Annotated in this window: 17 protein-coding genes and 1 tRNA gene; 5 read left to right on the forward strand and 13 right to left on the reverse strand. The window is 74.8% G+C overall.

All coding sequences use genetic code 11. From position 1 onward, the window contains the following. Positions 1-121: 121 nt before the first annotated feature. Positions 122-535, reverse strand: a complete 414-nt coding sequence (locus ABZ719_RS27010; protein ID WP_366727760.1) for a hypothetical protein — start codon at positions 533-535, stop codon at positions 122-124. Between the two features lie 333 nt (positions 536-868). Between ABZ719_RS27010 and ABZ719_RS27015 the strand changes: the two genes are divergently transcribed. The 4 genes from ABZ719_RS27015 (at position 869) to ABZ719_RS27030 (ending at position 5,612) form a co-directional block, all read left to right on the forward strand. Beyond that, positions 869-1,423 carry a hypothetical protein gene (locus ABZ719_RS27015; protein ID WP_366727761.1) on the forward strand — a complete coding sequence of 185 codons (555 nt, stop codon included), beginning with the start codon at positions 869-871 and terminating at the stop codon, positions 1,421-1,423. A gap of 71 nt (positions 1,424-1,494) precedes the next feature. After that, positions 1,495-2,178 carry a hypothetical protein gene (locus tag ABZ719_RS27020; protein WP_366727762.1) on the forward strand — a complete coding sequence of 228 codons (684 nt, stop codon included), beginning with the start codon at positions 1,495-1,497 and terminating at the stop codon, positions 2,176-2,178. Positions 2,179-2,535: 357 nt separating this feature from the next. Further along, positions 2,536-3,810, forward strand: a complete 1,275-nt coding sequence (selA, locus tag ABZ719_RS27025) for an L-seryl-tRNA(Sec) selenium transferase (protein WP_366727816.1) — start codon at positions 2,536-2,538, stop codon at positions 3,808-3,810. An 8-nt stretch (positions 3,811-3,818) separates the two neighbouring features. Further along, complete coding sequence (locus ABZ719_RS27030) at positions 3,819-5,612, forward strand: SelB C-terminal domain-containing protein (RefSeq protein WP_366727763.1); 1,794 nt, start codon at positions 3,819-3,821, stop codon at positions 5,610-5,612. A 96-nt stretch (positions 5,613-5,708) separates the two neighbouring features. Here the strand turns inward: ABZ719_RS27030 and ABZ719_RS27035 are convergent. Next, a tRNA-Sec gene (locus tag ABZ719_RS27035) sits at positions 5,709-5,801 on the reverse strand. 31 nt (positions 5,802-5,832) lie between these two features. Here ABZ719_RS27035 and selD point away from each other — a divergent pair. Further along, positions 5,833-6,858 carry a selenide, water dikinase SelD gene (selD, locus tag ABZ719_RS27040; protein ID WP_366727764.1) on the forward strand — a complete coding sequence of 342 codons (1,026 nt, stop codon included), beginning with the start codon at positions 5,833-5,835 and terminating at the stop codon, positions 6,856-6,858. Positions 6,859-6,901: 43 nt separating this feature from the next. Here selD and fdh read toward each other — a convergent pair whose 3' ends face one another. The 11 genes from fdh to ABZ719_RS27095 all read right to left on the reverse strand — a co-directional run bounded on the left by fdh (position 6,902) and on the right by ABZ719_RS27095 (position 18,705). After that, on the reverse strand, positions 6,902-10,159 hold the full coding sequence (gene fdh / locus ABZ719_RS27045; protein ID WP_366727765.1) for a formate dehydrogenase: 3,258 nt from the start codon (positions 10,157-10,159) through the stop codon (positions 6,902-6,904). A gap of 178 nt (positions 10,160-10,337) precedes the next feature. Next, positions 10,338-11,258: an NrfD/PsrC family molybdoenzyme membrane anchor subunit gene (gene nrfD, locus ABZ719_RS27050; protein WP_366727817.1), complete on the reverse strand. Its 921-nt coding sequence runs from the start codon at positions 11,256-11,258 to the stop codon at positions 10,338-10,340. 224 nt (positions 11,259-11,482) lie between these two features. Beyond that, on the reverse strand, positions 11,483-12,511 hold the full coding sequence (locus tag ABZ719_RS27055; protein ID WP_366727766.1) for a 4Fe-4S dicluster domain-containing protein: 1,029 nt from the start codon (positions 12,509-12,511) through the stop codon (positions 11,483-11,485). 124 nt (positions 12,512-12,635) lie between these two features. After that, positions 12,636-13,025: a hypothetical protein gene (locus ABZ719_RS27060; protein ID WP_366727767.1), complete on the reverse strand. Its 390-nt coding sequence runs from the start codon at positions 13,023-13,025 to the stop codon at positions 12,636-12,638. Between the two features lie 98 nt (positions 13,026-13,123). Further along, complete coding sequence (locus tag ABZ719_RS27065; RefSeq protein ID WP_366727768.1) at positions 13,124-14,311, reverse strand: YbdK family carboxylate-amine ligase; 1,188 nt, start codon at positions 14,309-14,311, stop codon at positions 13,124-13,126. A 57-nt stretch (positions 14,312-14,368) separates the two neighbouring features. Continuing rightward, positions 14,369-14,821, reverse strand: a complete 453-nt coding sequence (locus ABZ719_RS27070) for a hypothetical protein (RefSeq protein WP_366727769.1) — start codon at positions 14,819-14,821, stop codon at positions 14,369-14,371. 7 nt (positions 14,822-14,828) lie between these two features. Next, positions 14,829-15,293, reverse strand: a complete 465-nt coding sequence (locus ABZ719_RS27075) for a hypothetical protein (protein WP_366727770.1) — start codon at positions 15,291-15,293, stop codon at positions 14,829-14,831. A 194-nt stretch (positions 15,294-15,487) separates the two neighbouring features. Continuing rightward, entirely contained in the window at positions 15,488-15,688 is a 201-nt protein-coding gene (locus tag ABZ719_RS27080) for a hypothetical protein (RefSeq protein WP_366727771.1), read from the reverse strand. A gap of 86 nt (positions 15,689-15,774) precedes the next feature. Further along, the gene (locus ABZ719_RS27085; protein WP_366727772.1) at positions 15,775-17,013 is read right to left on the reverse strand and encodes a cytochrome P450; all 1,239 of its coding nucleotides are present in this window, start codon (positions 17,011-17,013) and stop codon (positions 15,775-15,777) included. 62 nt (positions 17,014-17,075) lie between these two features. After that, positions 17,076-18,470 (reverse strand): FAD-dependent oxidoreductase, encoded by a 1,395-nt coding sequence (locus tag ABZ719_RS27090; protein WP_366727773.1) that lies wholly within the window; start codon positions 18,468-18,470, stop codon positions 17,076-17,078. Then, positions 18,460-18,705 carry a ferredoxin gene (locus ABZ719_RS27095; protein ID WP_366727774.1) on the reverse strand — a complete coding sequence of 82 codons (246 nt, stop codon included), beginning with the start codon at positions 18,703-18,705 and terminating at the stop codon, positions 18,460-18,462. Before ABZ719_RS27095 ends, ABZ719_RS27090 begins: the two co-directional genes overlap by 11 nt. Positions 18,706-18,830 lie beyond the last annotated feature (125 nt).

Consider the following 18,830-nt stretch of genomic DNA (forward strand, 5'->3'; position numbering starts at 1 on the left):
GAACTCCCCCGCCGGCACGGGGCGCGGCGCACATCCCGCTCATCCCCCCGCCCCCACACCCCCGCCCCGGCGTGCGGTCCGCGCACCGCACGCCGTGGCTCATATGGTTGTGGGTTCTCGGTCAGCGTCCACCACCGTGGCCGCCACCACCGCCGTGGCCGCCACCGCCGCCGTGGTCACCGCCGCGTCCGCCGTGGTCACCGCCGCCGTGGTCACCGCCACGTCCGCCGTGGTCACCGCCGTGGTCGCCGCGTCCGTGGTCACCGTAGTCCCCACGTCCGCCGTGGTCACCGTAGTCCCCGCGTCCGCCGTGGTCGCCGTAGTCGCCACGGTCGCCGCGGTGGTTGCCGTAGCCGCAGTCGTCCCACCAGCCGCCGCGGTCCGAGCAGTCGCGGCTGTATCCGGAGTGGTGGTTGGAGTCGTAGTTGGAGTCGTGGGCCGACGCGGTCCCGGCCGCGCCGATCGCGGCGCCGCCGGCCATCATGATGCCGGCCGCGGACACGGCGAAGAGGCGCCTGACGCGCTGTGCTCGCATGGGTAATACCTTTCCTTCCATCGTCTCGCGCAAGGGGAACAGCGCGAGAATGATGGCCGCGCCCAGTCGTGAGAGACCGTGCGGCGCGGTCGTCGGCGTCACAGCCGGAGGTGCGACACGTCCGGCGGGCCCCGCGGTGGAGACCTCGCCCGGGGCGTCCCCCCGGTTGCGGCTCTCACTGGTAGACGCTAGTCGTCCGTTCGCGTGACGGCATCTTGAGCGGCGGGTGCGGACCACGAGAAAAAAATCGGGGCGAAAGGGGTGGAACCCAACACTTACGCATAATCCCACCGATGTTGGGCACGCGAAGCAGTGCCCAAGGGGGTGCATCACATGTCCACGGGAACACTTCTCGCCATCATCATCCCGATCGTCGTCGTGCTGGCCCTGATCGCCGTGGCGGTTTCGCTGCTGAGCCGGCGCCGCCGTCTCCGCAAGCGCTTCGGCCCCGAGTACGAACGGACCGTCCAGGAGGCCGAAAGCCGCAGGGCGGGCGAGCGCGAACTCAAGGACCGCGAAAAGCGGCACGACTCGCTGGACATCAAGCCGCTGCCCGCCGTCTCGCGGGAGCGCTACACACGCGAGTGGAGCAGCGTCCAGGAGGAGTTCGTGGACCGGCCCGAGGACGCGGTGCACGACGCGGACCGGCTGGTGACCTCGCTCATGCACGAGCGCGGCTATCCCACCGGCGGTTTCGAGCAGCAGGCCGCCGACCTGTCGGTCGAGCACGGCCGGACGCTCGACCACTACCGGGCCGCCCACGAGATCGAGACGCTGAGCACCAGCAACAAGGCCACCACCGAGCAGTTGCGCGGCGCCATGGTGCACTACCGCGCGCTCTTCGACGAACTGCTCTCCGACGGAGGCCGGGCACCCGCCCGGTCCTGACACCCGGCCTGCCACCCCGGCCGGCGCCCGCCGACGACACCGACGACGCCGGCCCGGCAGGGAGGAACACCATGCACAGAGACAAAGACCAGCCGAGCCGCTTCAGCGGCGGCCTGTCCACCGAGGACCTGGCGCAGCAGGGGTCCGGCCCACCGGAACGGACCGGTGAACCGGGAACGGCCTCCCGCGAGGCCCCTCTCTACCCGGGGGAGAGCACCGGCACCCCCTCGCCGGGCAGGGCCGGTACGGCCACGACCCCGCAGGGGGACCGTCCGGACCGGACGGCCGGAGAGGAAAGGTCCGCCGGCGCGGCCGGAACCGCGGACGCGGAAGCGACCCCGGACACGGACACGGCGCCTCCCGGCACGACGGGAACCGGGGAGACGGCAGGAGGCCAGGACACGGCAGAGGGCCCGGCAGCAGCAGGAAGCCCGGACACCGCCCGGACCCCGGAGACGACCGGGCCCGCCGGTGACGGCGAGGACGCCCCCCGCCTGCTCAGCACCGAGGACGAGCAGGGGTTCCGCGACCGCTGGCACGAGACGCAGAACAAGTTCGTCGACGACCCGCGCGACGCCGTGCACGCCGCCGACACCCTGGTCGCCGACGTCATGCAGACCCTGGCCGCGACCTTCGCCCGTCACAAGGAGGAGCTGGAGGGGCAGTGGAGCCAGGGCGAACAGGTGGACACGGAGGAACTGCGCAAGGCGCTGCGCCGCTACCGGTCCTTCTTCAACCGGCTGCTCAGCACCTGACGCCCGGCTGCCGAGCCCCGGACGGCCGCCCGCCCCAGCACCGGAGGGCCGGCCGCCCGGCGCCTGACGGCCGCCCGCCCAGCGCCTGACGGTCCGTAGCGTACGGACGTGTCCTCCGCCGCCGCCGGGGTACCGGCGTGTCGTGCGGAGGACCGCCGTCGCTGAGGGACGATGGGCCCGCCAGGACGGCCGGGAGAGCGCGCTCGGAACGGAGGGGCTGCGGTGGACCAACGGGTCGCGGGGCACGGAGAGCGTGGCACGGCCGCGACCACGGGGACGACCGGGCCGGGCCCGTCCGGGGCCGGTCCTCGCGGCACCACCGCCCGGGAGCGGCCGGCGCCGGACGCCCGGCGGCGCATTCCCCGCACCGACACCGTCCTGCGCGACCCGCGGCTGCTCCAGGCCGCCGGCCGGCTCGGGCCGCGGCCCGTGAAGGCAGCCGTACGGCAGGCACAGGAGCAGGCACGCCACGGCACGGTGGCCCCCGAGGACGTCGCCGACACCGCCCTCGCGCTGCTGCCGCCCACGGCCGGCGGACTGCGCCCGGTGATCAACGCCACCGGCGTCCTCCTGCACACCAACCTCGGCCGGGCGCCCCTGTCGGCGGCGGCCCGGCAGGCGGTGCAGGACGCGGCAGGACCCACCGACGTGGAACTCGACCTGAGCGCCGGTGTCCGCGCCCGGCGCGGCCGCAGCGCCCTGGCCGCGCTGCGCGCACGCGTGCCGTCGGCAGCCGCCGCACACGTCGTCAACAACGGCGCCGCCGCCCTCGTCCTCGCGGCGACCGCGCTCGCCGCCGGGCGCGAGATCGTCATCAGCCGCGGCGAGATGGTGGAGATCGGCGACGGCTTCCGCCTGCCCGACCTGCTGGTCTCCACCGGCGCCCGGCTCCGCGAGGTCGGGACCACCAACCGCACGGCGGTCGCGGACTACACGGAGGCCGTCGGCCCGCAGACCGGGTTCGTCCTGAAGGTCCACCCGTCCAACTTCCGTATCAGCGGCTTCACCCGCGCCGTCGCCACCCGCGACCTGTCCGCGCTCGGCGTCCCGGTCGTCGTCGACATCGGCTCCGGCCTGCTCGCCCCCCATCCGCTGCTGCCCGACGAACCCGACGCCGCGACCGAACTGCGGGCCGGCGCGGCGCTGGTGACCGCCAGCGGGGACAAACTGCTCGGCGGCCCCCAGTGCGGACTGCTCCTCGGTGACGCCGGCCTCGTGCACCGCCTCGCCCGGCACCCGCTCGCCCGCGCGCTGCGGGTCGACAAACTGACACTCGCCGCCCTGGAGGCGACCCTGACGGGCCCCGCGACCCCCACCGCCACGGCCCTCACCGCCGACCCCAGGGAACTGGACCGGCGCGCCGGGCAGCTCGCCGCCGGCCTGAGCGGCGCCGGCATCGACGTACGGGCCGTCGCCTCGGCCGCCACGGTCGGCGGCGGCGGCGCACCCGGCGTGACACTGCCCAGCGCGGCCCTCTCCCTGCCTCGATCCTGGGCCGCCGCCCTGCGCACCGGCCCGCTGCCCGTGGTGGGGCGGGTCGAGGGCGGGCGGTGCCTGCTCGACCTGCGGGCCGTGCCGCCCGAGGACGACGAACGGCTGGCCGAAGCCGTGCGCCGGGTCGCGGAAAGGTAGGCGGCGCCATGCGGGTCCTGGCCACCGCCGGCCACGTCGACCACGGCAAGTCAGCCCTCGTGCGCGCCCTGACCGGGATGGAACCCGACCGCTACGAGGAGGAACGGCGCCGCGGGCTCACCCTCGACCTCGGCTTCGTGTGGACCCGGACCGCACCGGACGGCGAGTACCTGGCCTTCGTCGACGTGCCCGGACACGAGAAGTTCGTCGCCACCATGCTGGCCGGGGCCGGGCCCGTGCCCGCCGTGCTCTTCGTGGTCGCCGCCGACCAGGGCTGGCAGCCCCAGTCGCAGGAGCACCTGGTGATCCTCGACGCGCTCGGCGTCCGGCACGCCGTGCTCGCCGTGACCCGCAGCGACCTCGCCGACCCCGAGCCGGTGCGCGCCGACGCCGTCCGGCGGCTGGCCGGCACCTCCCTGGGCACCGTGCCGTCCGTCGCGGTGAGCGCGGTGACCGGCGCCGGCCTCGACGGGCTGCGCGCCGAACTGGCCCGCCTCGCCCGCACCCTGCCCGAACCCCCCGCCGACGCCGACGTACGGCTGTGGCTGGACCGCGCGTTCACGGTGCGCGGGCACGGCACCGTCGTGACCGGCACGCTCGGCGCGGGCACCCTGCGCGTGGGGGACCGCCTGGTGGCCTCGGACGGTACGACCGCGCTGCGGGTACGCGCGCTGCAGTGCCTCCAGCAGGAACGCACGGCCGTCAGCGGGGTGGCGCGGGTGGCGGTCAACGTGCACGGCCCCCTGGACGGAGCGCTGCGCCGCGGGGACGTGCTGCTCACCCCGGACCGCTGGCTGCTCACCGACCTGGCCGACGTCCGCGTCGGCGGCGAGGGAACCGGTGACCTGCCGCGGACGCTGCGGCTGCACCTCGGCACGGCCGCAGTCCCGGTGACCGTGCGCCCCCTGGGCGAGGACACCGCGAGGCTCACCCTGAGCCGGCGCCTGCCGCTGCGGGTGGGCGACCGGGCGGTGCTGCGCGAGCCGGGCGGCGGCCGGCCGCCCTGCGCGGCGACCGTCCTCGACGTCCGGCCCCCGCCCCTGGAGCGGCGGGGCGCGGGCCGGGCCCGCGCCGCAGAGCTGGCCGCACTGACCGGCCGGCCCGACGGCGCCGCGGAACTGCGCCGCCGCGGCCTCGTCCGCCGCTCGGAACTGCTGGCCATGGGCGTGCCCGCGCCCACCGCGCCGGTGACCGGCGACTGGCTGGCCGACCCGGCGCACTGGGCCCGGCTGCGCGAGCGGCTGGCCGCCGAGGTCGAGCGGTACGCCGAGCAGCACCCCATGGAGCCGGGCCTGCCCGCCGAAGCGGCCCGGCGGCTGCTCGGCCTGCCCGACCGCACCCTCGTGGACGCCCTGGCCCGCACCCCCGGCGCCACCGGGCTGCTCGGCAAGGAAGGCCGCTTGTACGTCCCCGCCCGGGCCCGCCCCGCACTGCCGCCGCCCCTGCGGGCCGCTGTCGACGCCGTGCGCGAGGAGCTGGAGAAGACGCCCTTCCGCGCCCCCGAGGCCGACCGCCTGGCCGAACTCGGGCTGCACCGCAAGGCGTTGGCCGCCGCCGTCCGGGCGGGCGCGCTGCTGCGCGTCACCGAGGGAGTCGTCCTGCTGCCGGGCGCGGACACGGAGGCCGCCGCCGTGCTGCGCGGACTGCCGCAGCCCTTCACCCTGAGCGAGGCGCGCAGGGCCCTCGGCACCACCCGGCGGGTCGCCGTGCCGCTGCTGGAACTCCTCGACGCCCGCGGACACACCGAACGGATCGACGACCAGCACCGCCGCTGCCGGCCGGGAACCACGGGGGGAGCGTAAGGCGCATTTCTGACCTTGAGAGGCCCTCGTGCGGCCATGGTTTGGCCACGGCACCTGCGGGCTATGTGTTTTCGCAGGTAGGAAGCTTGCGGGGGACGGAGGCGGACGGGAATCGAACCCGCCTGCCCGAGATCCTCGGACACCTCGGTTTTGAAGACCGGGAGGGCCACCAGGCACCCACACGCCTCCACCGCCCGCCAGGCTACCGGAAGGACCCGGCATGACCGCCAGCAGCGAAACGCCCGTACGGCTCACGCAGTTCGCCCACGGCGGCGGCTGTGCCTGCAAGATCCCGCCCGGCGAACTGGAGGACCTGCTCGGCGGACTGACCCCGCCGCTGCCGGCACCGAAGGACATCCCGATGCTGGTCGGACCGGCCACCGGCGACGACGCGGCGGTCGTCGCCCTGCCCGCCCCGCACGGCTCCGCGGCCCCGGCCCTGGTGTCCACCGCCGACTTCTTCACCCCGGTCGTCGACGACCCGTACGACTGGGGCCGCATCGCCGCGGCCAACGCCCTGTCCGACGTGTACGCCATGGGCGGCCGCCCGGTCCTCGCCGTGAACCTCCTGGCCTGGCCCCGCGACGTGCTGCCCTTCGAGCTGGCCCGCGAGGTGCTGCGCGGCGGCCTCGACATCGCCGCCGAGGCCGGCTGCCACGTCGGCGGCGGGCACAGCGTGGACGACCCGGAACCCAAGTACGGCATGGCCGTCACCGGCCTCGTCGACCCCGGCCGGCTGCTGCGCAACGACGCCGGCCGGCCCGGCCTGCCGCTGTCCCTGACCAAACCGCTGGGCCTCGGAGTGCTGAACAACCGGCACAAGGCCACCGGGGAACGGTTCCCGCAGGCGGTGGCGGCCATGACGGCCCTCAACCGCGACGCGGCGGCCGCCGCCGTCGCCGCGGGGGCCCGCTGCGCCACCGACGTGACGGGCTTCGGACTCCTCGGACACCTGCACAAACTGGCGCGCGCCTCGGGCGTCACCGCCGTGCTCGACACCGCGGCCGTGCCCTACCTGGACGGCGCCCGGGAGGCCGTACGCGACGGCTACGTCAGCGGCGGCACCCGGCGCAACCTGGAGTGGGTGGCCCCCTTCACCGACTTCGGCGCCACCGACCCGGACACCCGGCTGCTGCTGGCCGACGCCCAGACCTCCGGCGGCCTGCTCGTCGCCGGGGAGGTGCCCGGGGCTCCGGTGATCGGCGAGCTGGTCGCTCCCGGCCCGCACTCGCTCGTCCTGAGATGAGCGGACGAGGAGCCGACCGTGCCGGGACCGCGCCGGGGGCCGGTCAGGGCTCGGTCCCGGTGCGGTCGTCGATGCCGGCCCGCTGCCGGTAGGCGCGCACCAGCGCCGGTGCGGCCGGGCCGCGGGGGCGGCGCCCCGGCCGGATGTCGACGGCGAACGCCTTGGTCTCCTGGATGTGCGTGTTGGGATCCAGGGACAGATGCATCAGCTCGTTGGCGGCGTCACCGGTGCTGAGGCCGTTGGGACCCCAGTGGTAGGGCAGCCCCACCTGGTGCAGGGTGCGGCCGTGCACCCTCAGCGGCGGCACGCGGTCGGTCACCAGCACCCGTGCCTCGACGACACCCCGGGCGCTGACGATCGTCGCCCACCCGGTGTGTTCGAGCCCGCGCTCGGCGGCCAGTTCCGGCGACACCTCGCAGAAGAACTCGGGCTGCAGTTCCGCCAGATAGGGCTGCCAGCGGGACATGCCGCCCGCCGTGTGGTGCTCGGTGAGCCGGTAGGTGGTGGCCACGTACGGGTACACCTGCGAGCCGGGCTCGTCGCCGCTGGGCTGGTAACGGTTGTCCGGGACGGACGGCATGACCTGTCGCACCGGGTTGCGCTGCCGGCCGTACAGCAGGTTCGGGAAGGGGGAGTCCTGCGGCTCGTAGTGGGTCGGCAGCGGCCCGTCGGTGAGTCCGGAGGGCACGTACAGCCAGGCCTTCCCGTCGGCCTGCATGACGAACGGGTCGGTGCCCGAGAGCGCCTCGGGACCGGTGGCGTCCGGCGGTGGCCGGTGGCCGGGCGCCTTGTCCTTCTTGAAGTCGGGGATGTCGTGGCCGGTCCACTCGCCCGCGTCGGCGTCCCACCACACGAGCGCCTTGCGCTCGCTCCACGGCCTGCCGTCGGGGTCCGCCGACGCCCGGTTGTACAGGATGCGGCGGTTGGCGGGCCACGCCCACCCCCACTCGGACGCCACCCAGTCCTGCTCGCCGCCGGGCCTGCGCCGCGCCGCCTGGTTCACCCCGTCGGCGTACACCCCGCAGTAGATCCAGCAGCCGCAGACGGTGGAGCCGTCGGACGCGAGCTGCTCGTACGAGGCCAGCGGGCGGCCCTCGGCGTCGCGGCCGTTGATCTCCGCCAGGACCTCCTCCGCGTCGGGCTCGGCCCGCTCGCCCTTCGTCGCGTAGTCCCACGTCAGGTCCAGCACCGGCCGGTCCATCGGATCGGCCGACCCGGCCAGCTTCTCCCGGATGATCCGCCCGAGGTGGTAGGTGAACCACAGGTCGCTGCGCGCCTCCCCGGCCGGCTCGACGGCCTGGTGGTGCCACTGCAGCAGCCGCTGCGTGTTGGTGAAGCTGCCGTCCTTCTCGGTGTGCGCGGCGGCCGGCAGGAAGAACACCTCGGTCCCGATGTCCTGCGTGCGCAGCTCGCCGGTCTCGGTCTCCGGGCCGTCCTTCCACCAGGTGGCCGACTCGATCAGGGAGAAGTCCCGTACGACAAGCCAGTCCAGGTTGGCCATGCCCAGCCGCTGCAGCTTGGAGTTGGCCGAACCGACCGCCGGGTTCTCACCCATGAGGAAGTAACCCTTGCAGACCCCCTCCAGCTGGGCCGTCACCGTCTCGTAGGTGGAGTGCGAGCCGGTCAGACGCGGCAGGTAGTCGAAGCAGAAGTCGTTCTCCGCCGTCGCCGCATCGCCCCAGTAGGCCTTGAGCAGGCTCACCATGTAGGCGCGCATGTTGCCCCAGTAGCCCTTGCGGGCCGCCTCGCCGCGCACGAAGGCGTCCAGGTCCTCGTTGCGGTGCGCGTACGGCATCGGGATGTACCCGGGCAGCAGGTTGAACAGGGTGGGGATGTCCGTCGACCCCTGGATGGAGGCGTGCCCGCGCAGCGCCATGATGCCGCCGCCCGGCCGGCCGATGTTGCCGAGCAGGCTCTGCAGCACGGCGGCGGCCCGGATGTACTGCACCCCCACGGTGTGCTGGGTCCAGCCCACCGCGTAGGCGAACGCGGTGGTCCGCTCGCGCCCGGAGTTCTCCGTGACCAGCTCGCACACCCGCCGGAACAGGTCCTGCGGCACCCCGCAGATCCGCTCCACCAGCTCGGGCGTGTAGCGGGCGTAGTGCCGTTTGAGCACCTGGAACACGCACCGCGGGTGGCTCAGGGTCTCGTCCCGTTCGGGCTCGTCCTCGCCGAGGGCGGGGCCGCCCGAGCCGTGGGACTCGCTGCCCGCCGCCTCGCTCACCGGGGCGGAGCCGGTGCGCTTGTCGTACTCCTCGTCGCGCTGCCCGGAGGCCGCCTGCATCTCGGTGCCCTCGTACTGCCAGCTCGTGTTGTCGTAGCTGCGGCTGTCGGGGTCCAGCCCGGAGAACACCCCGTCCAGGTCCTCCGTGTCGCGGAAGTCCTCCCGCAGCACCACCGGCGCGTTGGTGTACGCGACGACGTAGTCACGGAAGTACGCGCCGGTGCTCAGCACGTGGTTGATGATCCCGCCGAGGAAGGCGATGTCCGAGCCCGCGCGCAGCGGCACGTGCACGTCCGCGAGCGCGCTGGTGCGGGTGAACCGCGGGTCCACGTGGATCACCTTGGCGCCGCGCGCCCTGGCCTCCATCACCCACTGGAACCCGACCGGATGGCACTCGGCCATGTTCGAGCCCTGGATGACGATGCAGTCCGCGTTCTGCAGGTCCTGCTGGAAGGTGGTCGCGCCGCCGCGGCCGAACGAGGTTCCCAGACCGGGAACGGTGGAGGAGTGTCAAATACGCGCCTGGTTCTCGATCTGGATCGCCCCGAGCGCCGTGAAGAGCTTCTTGATGAGGTAGTTCTCCTCGTTGTCCAGCGTCGCCCCGCCCAGACTGGCGATGCCGAGCGTGCGCCGGGTGCGCGTGCCGTCGACCTCCCACTGCCAGCCCGCGCGCCGCGCCTCGATGACCCGGTCGGCGATCATGTCCATCGCCGTGTCCAGGTCCAGGCGCTCCCACTCGGTGCCGTGCGGACGCCGGTACAGCACGTGGTGCTCGCGGGCGCTCCCGGTGGTCAGCTGGAGGCTGGCCGAGCCCTTGGGACACAGCCGCCCGCGCGAGACCGGGGAGTCGGGGTCGCCCTCGATCTGCGTGACCCGCTCGTCCTCGACGTACACGTTCTGGCCGCAGCCCACGGCGCAGTAGGGGCAGACCGACTTCACGACCCGGTCGGCGGAAGCGACCCGGGGGGTGAGCCGCGCGGTGGGCCCGCTCTTGGCCGCGGCGCCCCGGCCCAGCGGGTCGGTGCCGGTGAGCTGGCGGTAGACCGGCCAGGAGTCGATCCAGGTGCGTACACCCATTTCGTGGCCCTCCTCTCCGGTTACGGCGCTCCGTGGAGCGGCGCGGTGGCTGCGGGGTACCCCGTCCTCGTGCGGTGAAACCGGATCCGCGGCGGGGCGGTGCGGGGCCGTACGGCCGCCGGGCGCTCACCCGTTCGACCGCCGCCCGGTCACCCGTCCGGCGGTGGCCGTGCCGCCGTCAGCCGGCGCGGGCGCGCAGCCGCTCGCGCTGGGGTACGACCGTGTAGCGGGGATCCTCGGCGGAGGCCACACCGGCGTGGAACACCCCGAAGCGCAGCGCGGCCGAACCCGTCAGCAGCGCCGCCCCCGCGACCGCCGCCGGCACCCGGCCGCCGCGCCCGCGCCGCCCGGCGCCTTGGCCCGCGTACGCCGCCAGCACGGCGCCGCCCGCGGTCAGCAGCTCCGCCGCCCGCAGCAGCCGGTGCGGCCGGCCCTGCTCGAACGGCTCGGCCGCCAGGCCCATCCCGCGCTTCATCCACCGGAAGGCGCCCAGCTCCAGCGTGGCACCCAGCACGGCCATCCGGCGCGCGGGCCCGGCCTGCCGCGGCGGCGCGCAGAGGAGGGCCAGCCCGGCCGCCGCGCTCGCCCCCGACCCCGCGAAGACGAACGGCAGTTCCCGGTAGCCCTCGTGCCAGGACGGCACCGCCGTGTCGGAGAGCAGCACGGCCGTGTAGGTGGCCACGGCCGGACCCAGCACGGCCGCCCCGGCGGTGGCGCCCGCCCCGGCGAGCCGCGCACGGCCCGTGAGGTCGGCGGCGACGGCGGCCAGGGTCAGCGGCGCGTACCCGGCCAGCAGCCACGAACCCGTGTTCATCGGCGAGGTGGGCTTGAACACGCGGAGCATGTTCAAGAAGCGCGCGGGCCGGCCGAGGTCGTGCACCAGCGCGCCCAGGGACAGGCTGATGGCACCCGCCGCGCCCAGCTTCGCCACGCGCGCCAGATCCGGCCGCCCGGTGCCCTGCCCGCCTGCCGCCAGCAGGGACGACGCGCCCGCCAGCCCGCCGAGGTAGAGGTACCCGGCGATGTCGGCCGGCTTCCAGGTGGGCTTGTTCAGGACCGGTTCGCCGTAGTACGAGGAGAACGCCGCGTCGGGCACCATCGGCTGCTCGCCGCGCCGGCGCCGGCCTCGCCCGGACCGTCCGGCGCGCCCGGAGCGGTCCGTGTGTCCCGGCCGGTCGGCCGGGCCGGGCGCCGGAGCCTGCCGGCCGGGGCGCGCGCCCCGGACACCGCCCCGGGTCACGGCCGGTCCGCCGCCGGTTGCGTCGCCCGCGTCGGGGCCCCGCCCGCCGTCCGGTCCCGTCCGCCTCTCGTCGCCCGGTCCGCTCATCGGGGCCTCCTCACGAAGCTCGCGACGCCGAGGGCGGCGAGCGCCGCGGCGGCCAGCGCCGCGTGCTTCCACATCGCCGGCAGGTCGCGGGTGGTGACCACCGGGTCGGGCGGCAGCCCGTAGACCTCGGGCTCGTCGAGCAGGAGGAAGAACGCGCCGTCGCCGCCCACCCCGTCCTGCGGGTTCTCGCCGTAGAGCCGGGCCCCGGTGACGCCGTCCCTGTGCAGCCGCTCCACCCGGTCGGCGGCCCGCTCCCGCAGTTCCTCCAGCGGGCCGAACTGGATGGATTCGGTGGGGCACGCCTTCGCGCAGGCCGGTTCCATGCCGACCCCGAGCCGGTCGTAGCACAGGGTGCACTTCCAGACCCGGCCGTCCTCCTCCCGCTGGTCGATGACCCCGTAGGGGCAGGCCGGCACGCAGTACCCGCAGCCGTTGCACACGTCCTCCTGGACCACCACCGTGCCGAACTCGGTGCGGAAGAGCGCTCCGGTGGGGCAGACGTCCAGACAGGCGGCGTGCGTGCAGTGCTTGCAGACGTCGGAGGACATCAGCCAGCGCAGCTCCGTCCGCCCGTCGGGGGCGGGCGGGGACACCGGGGGCCCCGAGGGGGCCGGAGAGGCAGGTGAGGCCGGGGAGGCCCCCGGGGTGTCCAGGGCGCGGGCGGCCTCGAACACGTCGAACCCCTCGGCGCCCGCCGCGCGTTCCGCGGGGCCGGCCGGCCTCGTCTGTTCGATGAAGGCCACGTGCCGCCAGGTGTTCGCGCCCAGGCCGCGGGTGTTGTCGTAGGACATGCCGCTGAGTCCCAGTCCGTCCGCGGGCACGGAGTTCCACTCCTTGCACGCCACCTCGCACGCCTTGCACCCGATGCAGACGGAGGTGTCGGTGAAGAAACCCACCCGCGGCGGGGCGTCGGGGTAACCGGCGGCCCGGGCCACGTCGGGCTGCGGCCCGGACAGCAGGTCGCCGGACGCGGTCGGACGGCCGTCCTCCGCCCGGCCCACCGCGGCGGTGTCGTGCTCGCTCATGTCCGGCCTCCTCGCTCGGCGCCCGTCCGGGCACGCTCCGCCGTCCGGGGCGGTGCGGCCGACGGGTCCGCCCCGGGTGCCCGCCGCGCAGGCCTGCGAAACCGTGTCCTGGCTGTCCCGCCCGTCAGGGCTGTGGGCCGTGCGGCCGGTGCGCGTTGTGCCAGGCGATGGCGCGCCGGATCTCCGGTGCGTGCAGCCCCGTGCGGCAGCCGAGCTGCCCCATGGTGAGCACCGGCGTGCCGCCGCTCAGGGCGCGGTCGATCTTGGCCGCCCAGAGTTCCTCCTGGACGAAGGGGCGGTGGCGGTAGCGCTCCTGGACGGCGGCGAAGTGCGCTTCACCGCACGCGGTGACCAGCCGCAGCCCGTCGAACCAGTCCTCGGTGGGGTGCACGGCCGACGAGTCCGGCACGTACCCGCGCACCGCCTCGTCCGCCGGGAAGGTCAGGGCGCACAGGTCGCACAGTTCCAGCGGCACGGGTACGGCGGACCGTACGCGCTTCCTGCGCTTCCACATGGCGACTCCCCGGCTGCAGCGCGCTCGACACAAGGAGTTGCCCGTCCGGCGCGTTCCGAAACGCCCCGGCGGGGGAGTGCCGGGGCGAAGTACGCCGCTCACGTCCCCCGGCCGGTCCCCGGGCCCGGCGCGAGCGGGCGGGAGGCGGTGGCGCCGGTGGAGCGGCCGGGGCCGCCGGAGCGGGCCGCTCGGGCGGCCCCCGACGTGGCACCGCGGGTCTCGGCGGCCAGCAGCCGTACGGCGGCGGCCTGACCCAGCTGTCCGGCCGTGCACCGCAGCCGCCGCGCCGCGCTGCCGTCGGCCAGGGCCGCGTCCAGCAGCTCACGGACGGTGTCCCAGTCGCCGGACGCCTCCAGCGCCGGGCGGAACCGGGCCGGCATGCCCGCCAGGACCGTGCGGGCGGGGGCGGCACGGCGGGTGACGGGATCGACCAGCGGGCCTTCGAGGCCCGTGCGCGCCGCCTGCCAGGTGGCGGCCCGCAGCCACTCGTGGTGACCGTCGCACCCGGGTGGGTCGCGCCGGGCGAGCCGGGCGCAGGCGTCGTGGACGAGCGCCCGGAAGAGCCCGGCCACCAGCACCACCGTCGTCACCCGCGGGCAGGCGTCGCAGATGCGCAGTTCCAGCGTCGGCAGGTGCGCGGAGGGCCGGACGTCGTAATAGACCATTCCCGGGTCGCTGATGACCCCCGAGCGGAGCAGGTCCGCCAGCAGGGCGTCGTAGGAGTCGGCACCGCAGTGGCAGCCGGCCGGTCCGGCGGTGGGCCAGCGCTGCCACAGCATGGTCCGCCAGCTCGCGTAACCGGTGTCGGCGCCCAGCCAGAACGGGGAGCTGGCGGAGAGCGCCAGCAGCGGGGGGAGCCAGGGCGAGACCAGGCACATGGCGCGTACGGCCGTGTCCCGGTCGGGTACGTCGACGTGCACCTGCGCGCTGCAGACCAGTTGCTCGTCGGCGACCCGCCGGTACCGCTCGGCCATGTGCCGGTAGCGCGGGTCGTCGGTGACGTCGCCCGGGGCGAGCGCGGCCAGCGGGACGGTGCCGGCGGCCACCACGGCCAGTCCGAGGGAGGAGGCCGTCGCGGCGAGCCGGCGCCGGGACGCGGTCAGGTCGGCGAGGAGGCCGTCCAGGGTGTCGTGCACCCCGCTGTTGCTCTCCACGACCGACCGCTGCAGCTCGGGCGCGAACCCGGCTCCGGCCAGCCGTTCGAGGACGGCGCCGGCCCTGGGCACCAGCCGTCCGCTCCCGGCCTCCACGAGGTGGAACTCCTCCTCGGCCCCGATGCGCAACATCACGGTGCTTCCCCGCTCTCGTCGACCGGGCGGCCACCCGGTGCCGGCGCCCACCGGTCAGCGCATGGCCCGGTACGCCGCCGTGGTGGTCAGGCCGTACACCAGGTGCGGCACGACGTCGGACACCCAGGACGCCAGGTCCCAGGAAGCGGGGTCGGTCAGCCGCAGGACGGTCGCGGGCCCGTTGGCTCCCGCCATGACGGCGGCACCCAGCAGCGGCCCGGCCGCCCAGCCGGACAGCGCCGGGCGCCGGTGGCCGAGCAGGCCGTAGGCCACTCCCGCGCCCACCCCGGTGGCGTAGCCCATCAGCGCCCCGGCCGCCTGGGTGCGGTTCTCCTTCTCCTCGCCGCCACCGAGCGGGATCCGGGCGCGGCCGGCGAGCCGGCCGGCGACCTCGGCCGGGATGCTGCTGGACGGCCGCCCGCGTAGCAGCATGTCGCCGTACGTGACCACGTCCAGCGCGAGTGTTCCCGCGGCGCCGGCCAGCAGGCCCTTGGTGATCGGGCGCATCACGGGCTCAGTTCCACAGGGAGTAGGTGACCACGCGCCCGTACCCGTCCGGCCGGTGCCCGGGGAAGGCGAGGCTGAGCCGGGTGAAGTGCTCGAACCGCGGGTGCTTCTTCCACGGCTCCGCACGGTCCAGGCGCACGACGACCGGGTACGAGTGGAAGGTCCCGGCCGCGCAGTACGGCTTGCAGTCGTTGACGAGGTTGACGCCCTCGGCCACCGCCGAGCGGCCGTTCCACTTCGTCCAGTGCAGCGAGGACAGGCGGCTGTTGCCGTCGCCGCAGGCCAGGATGAACGCGTCGGGGCGCGTCTGCGGCTTCCAGAAGCAGTCGACGAACACGGGCTGCCGGTGCGTGGTGTGCGAGGCTCCCGCCCCTGCCGGTGCCGCCTGCGCCGCGGAGGCCGTTCCCAGACCCGCGGTGAGCAGGACGGCCGCACCGAGCGTGACCGCGGTCCTCACAGTGTGTTCGCCCATGTCCGCTCCCAACCGATGACGTCAGAAACTCATCAACGACGCTACGACGGGGTGAGAGGTCGCACCACTCGGACGGAGCAGCGCTGTCGGTGCCGGGCGGACAACCGCCGCCGGTGCCGGGCGGGAACGGGGCCGGCCCCGGACCGGCCGGCGCGGACCGCCGGAGCGGTGCGCCGCCGGACGGAGTCGTGCCGTCAGCCGGGGGGCCGGTGCCGTGCGCTCAGGCCGAGCGAGGGACCGCCGTCGTCCGGGGCGAACTGGCAGGTGTCGCACAGTTCGTGCTGACCGTCCTGGGTGACGACGGTCCCCCAGCCCAGACAGTGCTCGCAGTCACGAGCCAGGTCCAGGTCGGGGCGCGGCGGCGGGGTGGGGCTGTGGTGGGCTCCGTACGCCATGCGGGGGCGGCTCCTCGAAGTCGCGATGGGGATACTCATTCATTTTGTCTGATTTTTCTCTGTTGTCCAGAAGATTCTCGGGCTCGTCAGGCCAGCACGCCGTCGATCGCGACGTTCAGGTGCCGCGGGCCGCGCAGCACCGCGTTCTGCCGGTAGGGCGGCGGGTCCTCGACGAGCCGGGGATTGTCCAGGCGCCGCGCCAGCTCGATGAGCGCGATCTGCGTCTCCAGCCGGGCCAGCGGCGCGCCGAAGCACACGTGGACACCGCTGCCGAACCCGAGGTGCTGGATGTCCCCGCGGTCCGGGTCGAAGCGGTCGGGGTCCTCGAAGCGCTCCGGGTCCCGGTTGCCCGCGCCCAGCACGAGCCAGATCCGCGAGCCCTTGGGGATCGTCACCCCGCGCAGCTCGATGTCCGTGATGCAGGTCCGCGAGGGCACCAGCTGCACCGGGGGCTCGTAACGCAGCAGCTCCTCGACGATGTTGACGCTGAGCCCCGGGTCCTCGCGCAGCCGCCGCAGGTGCTCCGGGTGGCGCAGCAGGGTGAGCATGCCGTTGGTGATGAGGTTGACCGTCGTCTCGTGGCCCGCGATGAGCAGCAGCACCGCCGTGCTGAGCACCTCCATCGTCGACATGGCCCCGTCCGGGCCGTGGCCGGCCGTCAGATCGGACAGCATGTCGTCGCGGGGCTCCTTGGCGCGCTGCTCCGCCAGCCCCGCCAGGTACATGCCGAGCTGGAGCCGGGCCTCCTGCGCGGCGCGCTGGACCGGCGCCCCGGGGTCGTCGCGCGAGTCCGGGTCCAGGCCGGCGACGATCGGGTCGACCCATGCGCGAAAGCGCGGCTCGTCCTCGCGGGGCACGCCGAGGAGCCTGCAGATCACCGTCACCGGGAAGGGGTACGCGAACTGGTCGACGAGGTCGACCTGCCGGGCGTCGCCGAGCCCGTCGAGGAGTTCGGTGACGACAGCTCCCAGTTCCTCGCGCATGGAGTCGATCCGGTGCGGCCGGTGCGGCGGTCCGAACGAACTGTTGGCGATGCGCCGCAGCCGGTCGTGCTCGGGCGGGTCGAGCCGGATGAAGCTCGGCGGCAGGCCCGTCGCCTCCGGCTCCGACAGCTCGTCGGCACCCGGCGCCGTGAGGTTGCCGGCGTCGGAACTGATCCGGGGATCGTGCAGCAGGCCCAGGATGTCGTAGTAGGAGCTGACGACGTACGGGCCGCCCTCCTCCTCGTGCAGCACGGGCGTCCTGCGCAGCTCCGCGTAGAGCGGGTAGGGGTTGGCGCGGCTGGAGAAGTCGGTGATCCGGCGCATGAGCGACGGTTGCGTCATGGGAGGTCCTCGGGGTGTCCTCGGAATGGGGCAGGGCGGGGCGCCGGCCGGCGGCGCGGTGGTCAGTGGCGGGCCGGGGTGAAGACCATGCGCCGGTCGGCCGGTGAGTACCCGCTGAGGGTCACCGTCGGGCCGTGCGTCGGCAGGGACGGGTCGGGGAAGTCGGCCGGCACCGGCCTGCGGCCCTCGGGCCGCCGGTCCAGCGTCGGGTACTCCACCGGGAACGGCGCGCCCATCTCGATCTGCCGCTGGTAGAACTCCAGCCACCGCGTGTTGTCGAAGCTCACGGCCGCGATCACCCGGCCCTGGTAGCCGTAGACCCCGACGAAGCGGCGCTCGGCGAGCGAACCCTGGGTGATCATGATCTGCTCGCCCATGGACGGCACGCCGACGGACTTGATGTTCACACCGAACTGCGACGACCAGAAGGCGGGCACCCACATGTGCGGTCGCCGGTCGGAACTGGCGCTGATCATGTTGTGCGCCGCGACCTCGGCCTGCGCGACGGCGTTGCCCCAGTGCTCCAGGGACAGGAACTGGTAGCCGAACAGCGGGTGCGGGGAGCGGGCCACGTCCCCGGCCACGTACACGTCGTCGGTGACGATGCCCCGGAAGTCGAACGCCCGGCACCCCGCGTCGCAGGCGATGCCGCGCGGGCCGGCCCCGAGCCCGGAGCCGGTCAGCCAGTCGGTGTTGCGCGTCGCGCCCAGACACACCACCACGACGTCCGTCTCCACGACGCTGCCGTCGGACAGGTGGGCGGCCCGCACCCGCCCGACCGGGCTGCCCTCCAGACCGGTGACCATGACGCCGGTGCGCAGGTCGACCCCGTTGTCGTGGTGCAGTTCCGCGGCGACCGTCCCGACCACGCCGCCGAGCGCGCCCACCAGCGGAGCGTCGGCCCGCTCGGCCACGGTGACGGGGATGCCCTGGTCGCGGCAGGCGGAGGCGATCTCCGACCCGGTGAACCCGGCACCGATCACGAAGACCCGGCGCGGCCCGGCCTTCAGCCGCCGGTGCAGCCGCACGGCGTCGTCCCGCGTGCGCAGCACGAAGACCCCGTCGAGCTGGGCCTCCTCCTCCTTCGGCCAGGGCCGGGCCCGGACCCCGGTCGCGATGAGCAGCCGGTCGTAGGGCACCTCGTCGCCGTCGGCGAGCCGGACCCGCCGGCCCGCGAGGTCGAGTCCGCTCGCGGCCACGCCCAGCCGCCACGTCGCGTCGACGTCGACGCGCCGGGGGAGGTCCGTGCGGTCCGGCGCCGCCTTGCCGAGCAGGACCGCCTTGGACAGCGGAGGCCGGTCGTACGGCTCGTACGGCTCGTCGCCGATCATGGTCAGCGACCCGGCGAAGCCCTCCGCGCGCAGGGTCTCGGCGGCCCGCAGACCGGCCAGTGAGGCACCCACGACGACGATCCGGCCCTCCCGGCGCAGCCACTCGTGGAACTGCTCAGCGGGCATCGGACGCCTCCTGCCCGGCGGTGGCGGAGCGCGCGCCGCCCCCGTCCGTGCCGTCCGTGGTGATCGCCTGCACCGGGCAGGCCGCGACGGCACGGGCCAGCTTCTCCCGCTGCTCGTCGTCGGCCCACGGGCTGTACACCAGAGACTCCTCGCCGTGCATCGTGAACACGTCCGGCGCGAGGAAGGCGCACTGGGCGTAGCCCTGGCACTTGTTGAGATCGACGACAAGCCTCATTGGCGACCCGCCCTTCCGGCGGCCAGGTCCTCGGGCACCACCCGCTCGGCGGGCGCCCTCGGACGGCGGTCATCTCCCCCACGACAGGATCCGCAGCGCGACGCCCCCGCCGCGCGCCGGAGCCC

The sequence above is a fragment of the Streptomyces sp. NPDC006743 genome (assembly GCF_040703815.1).
Taxonomy (GTDB): domain Bacteria; phylum Actinomycetota; class Actinomycetes; order Streptomycetales; family Streptomycetaceae; genus Streptomyces.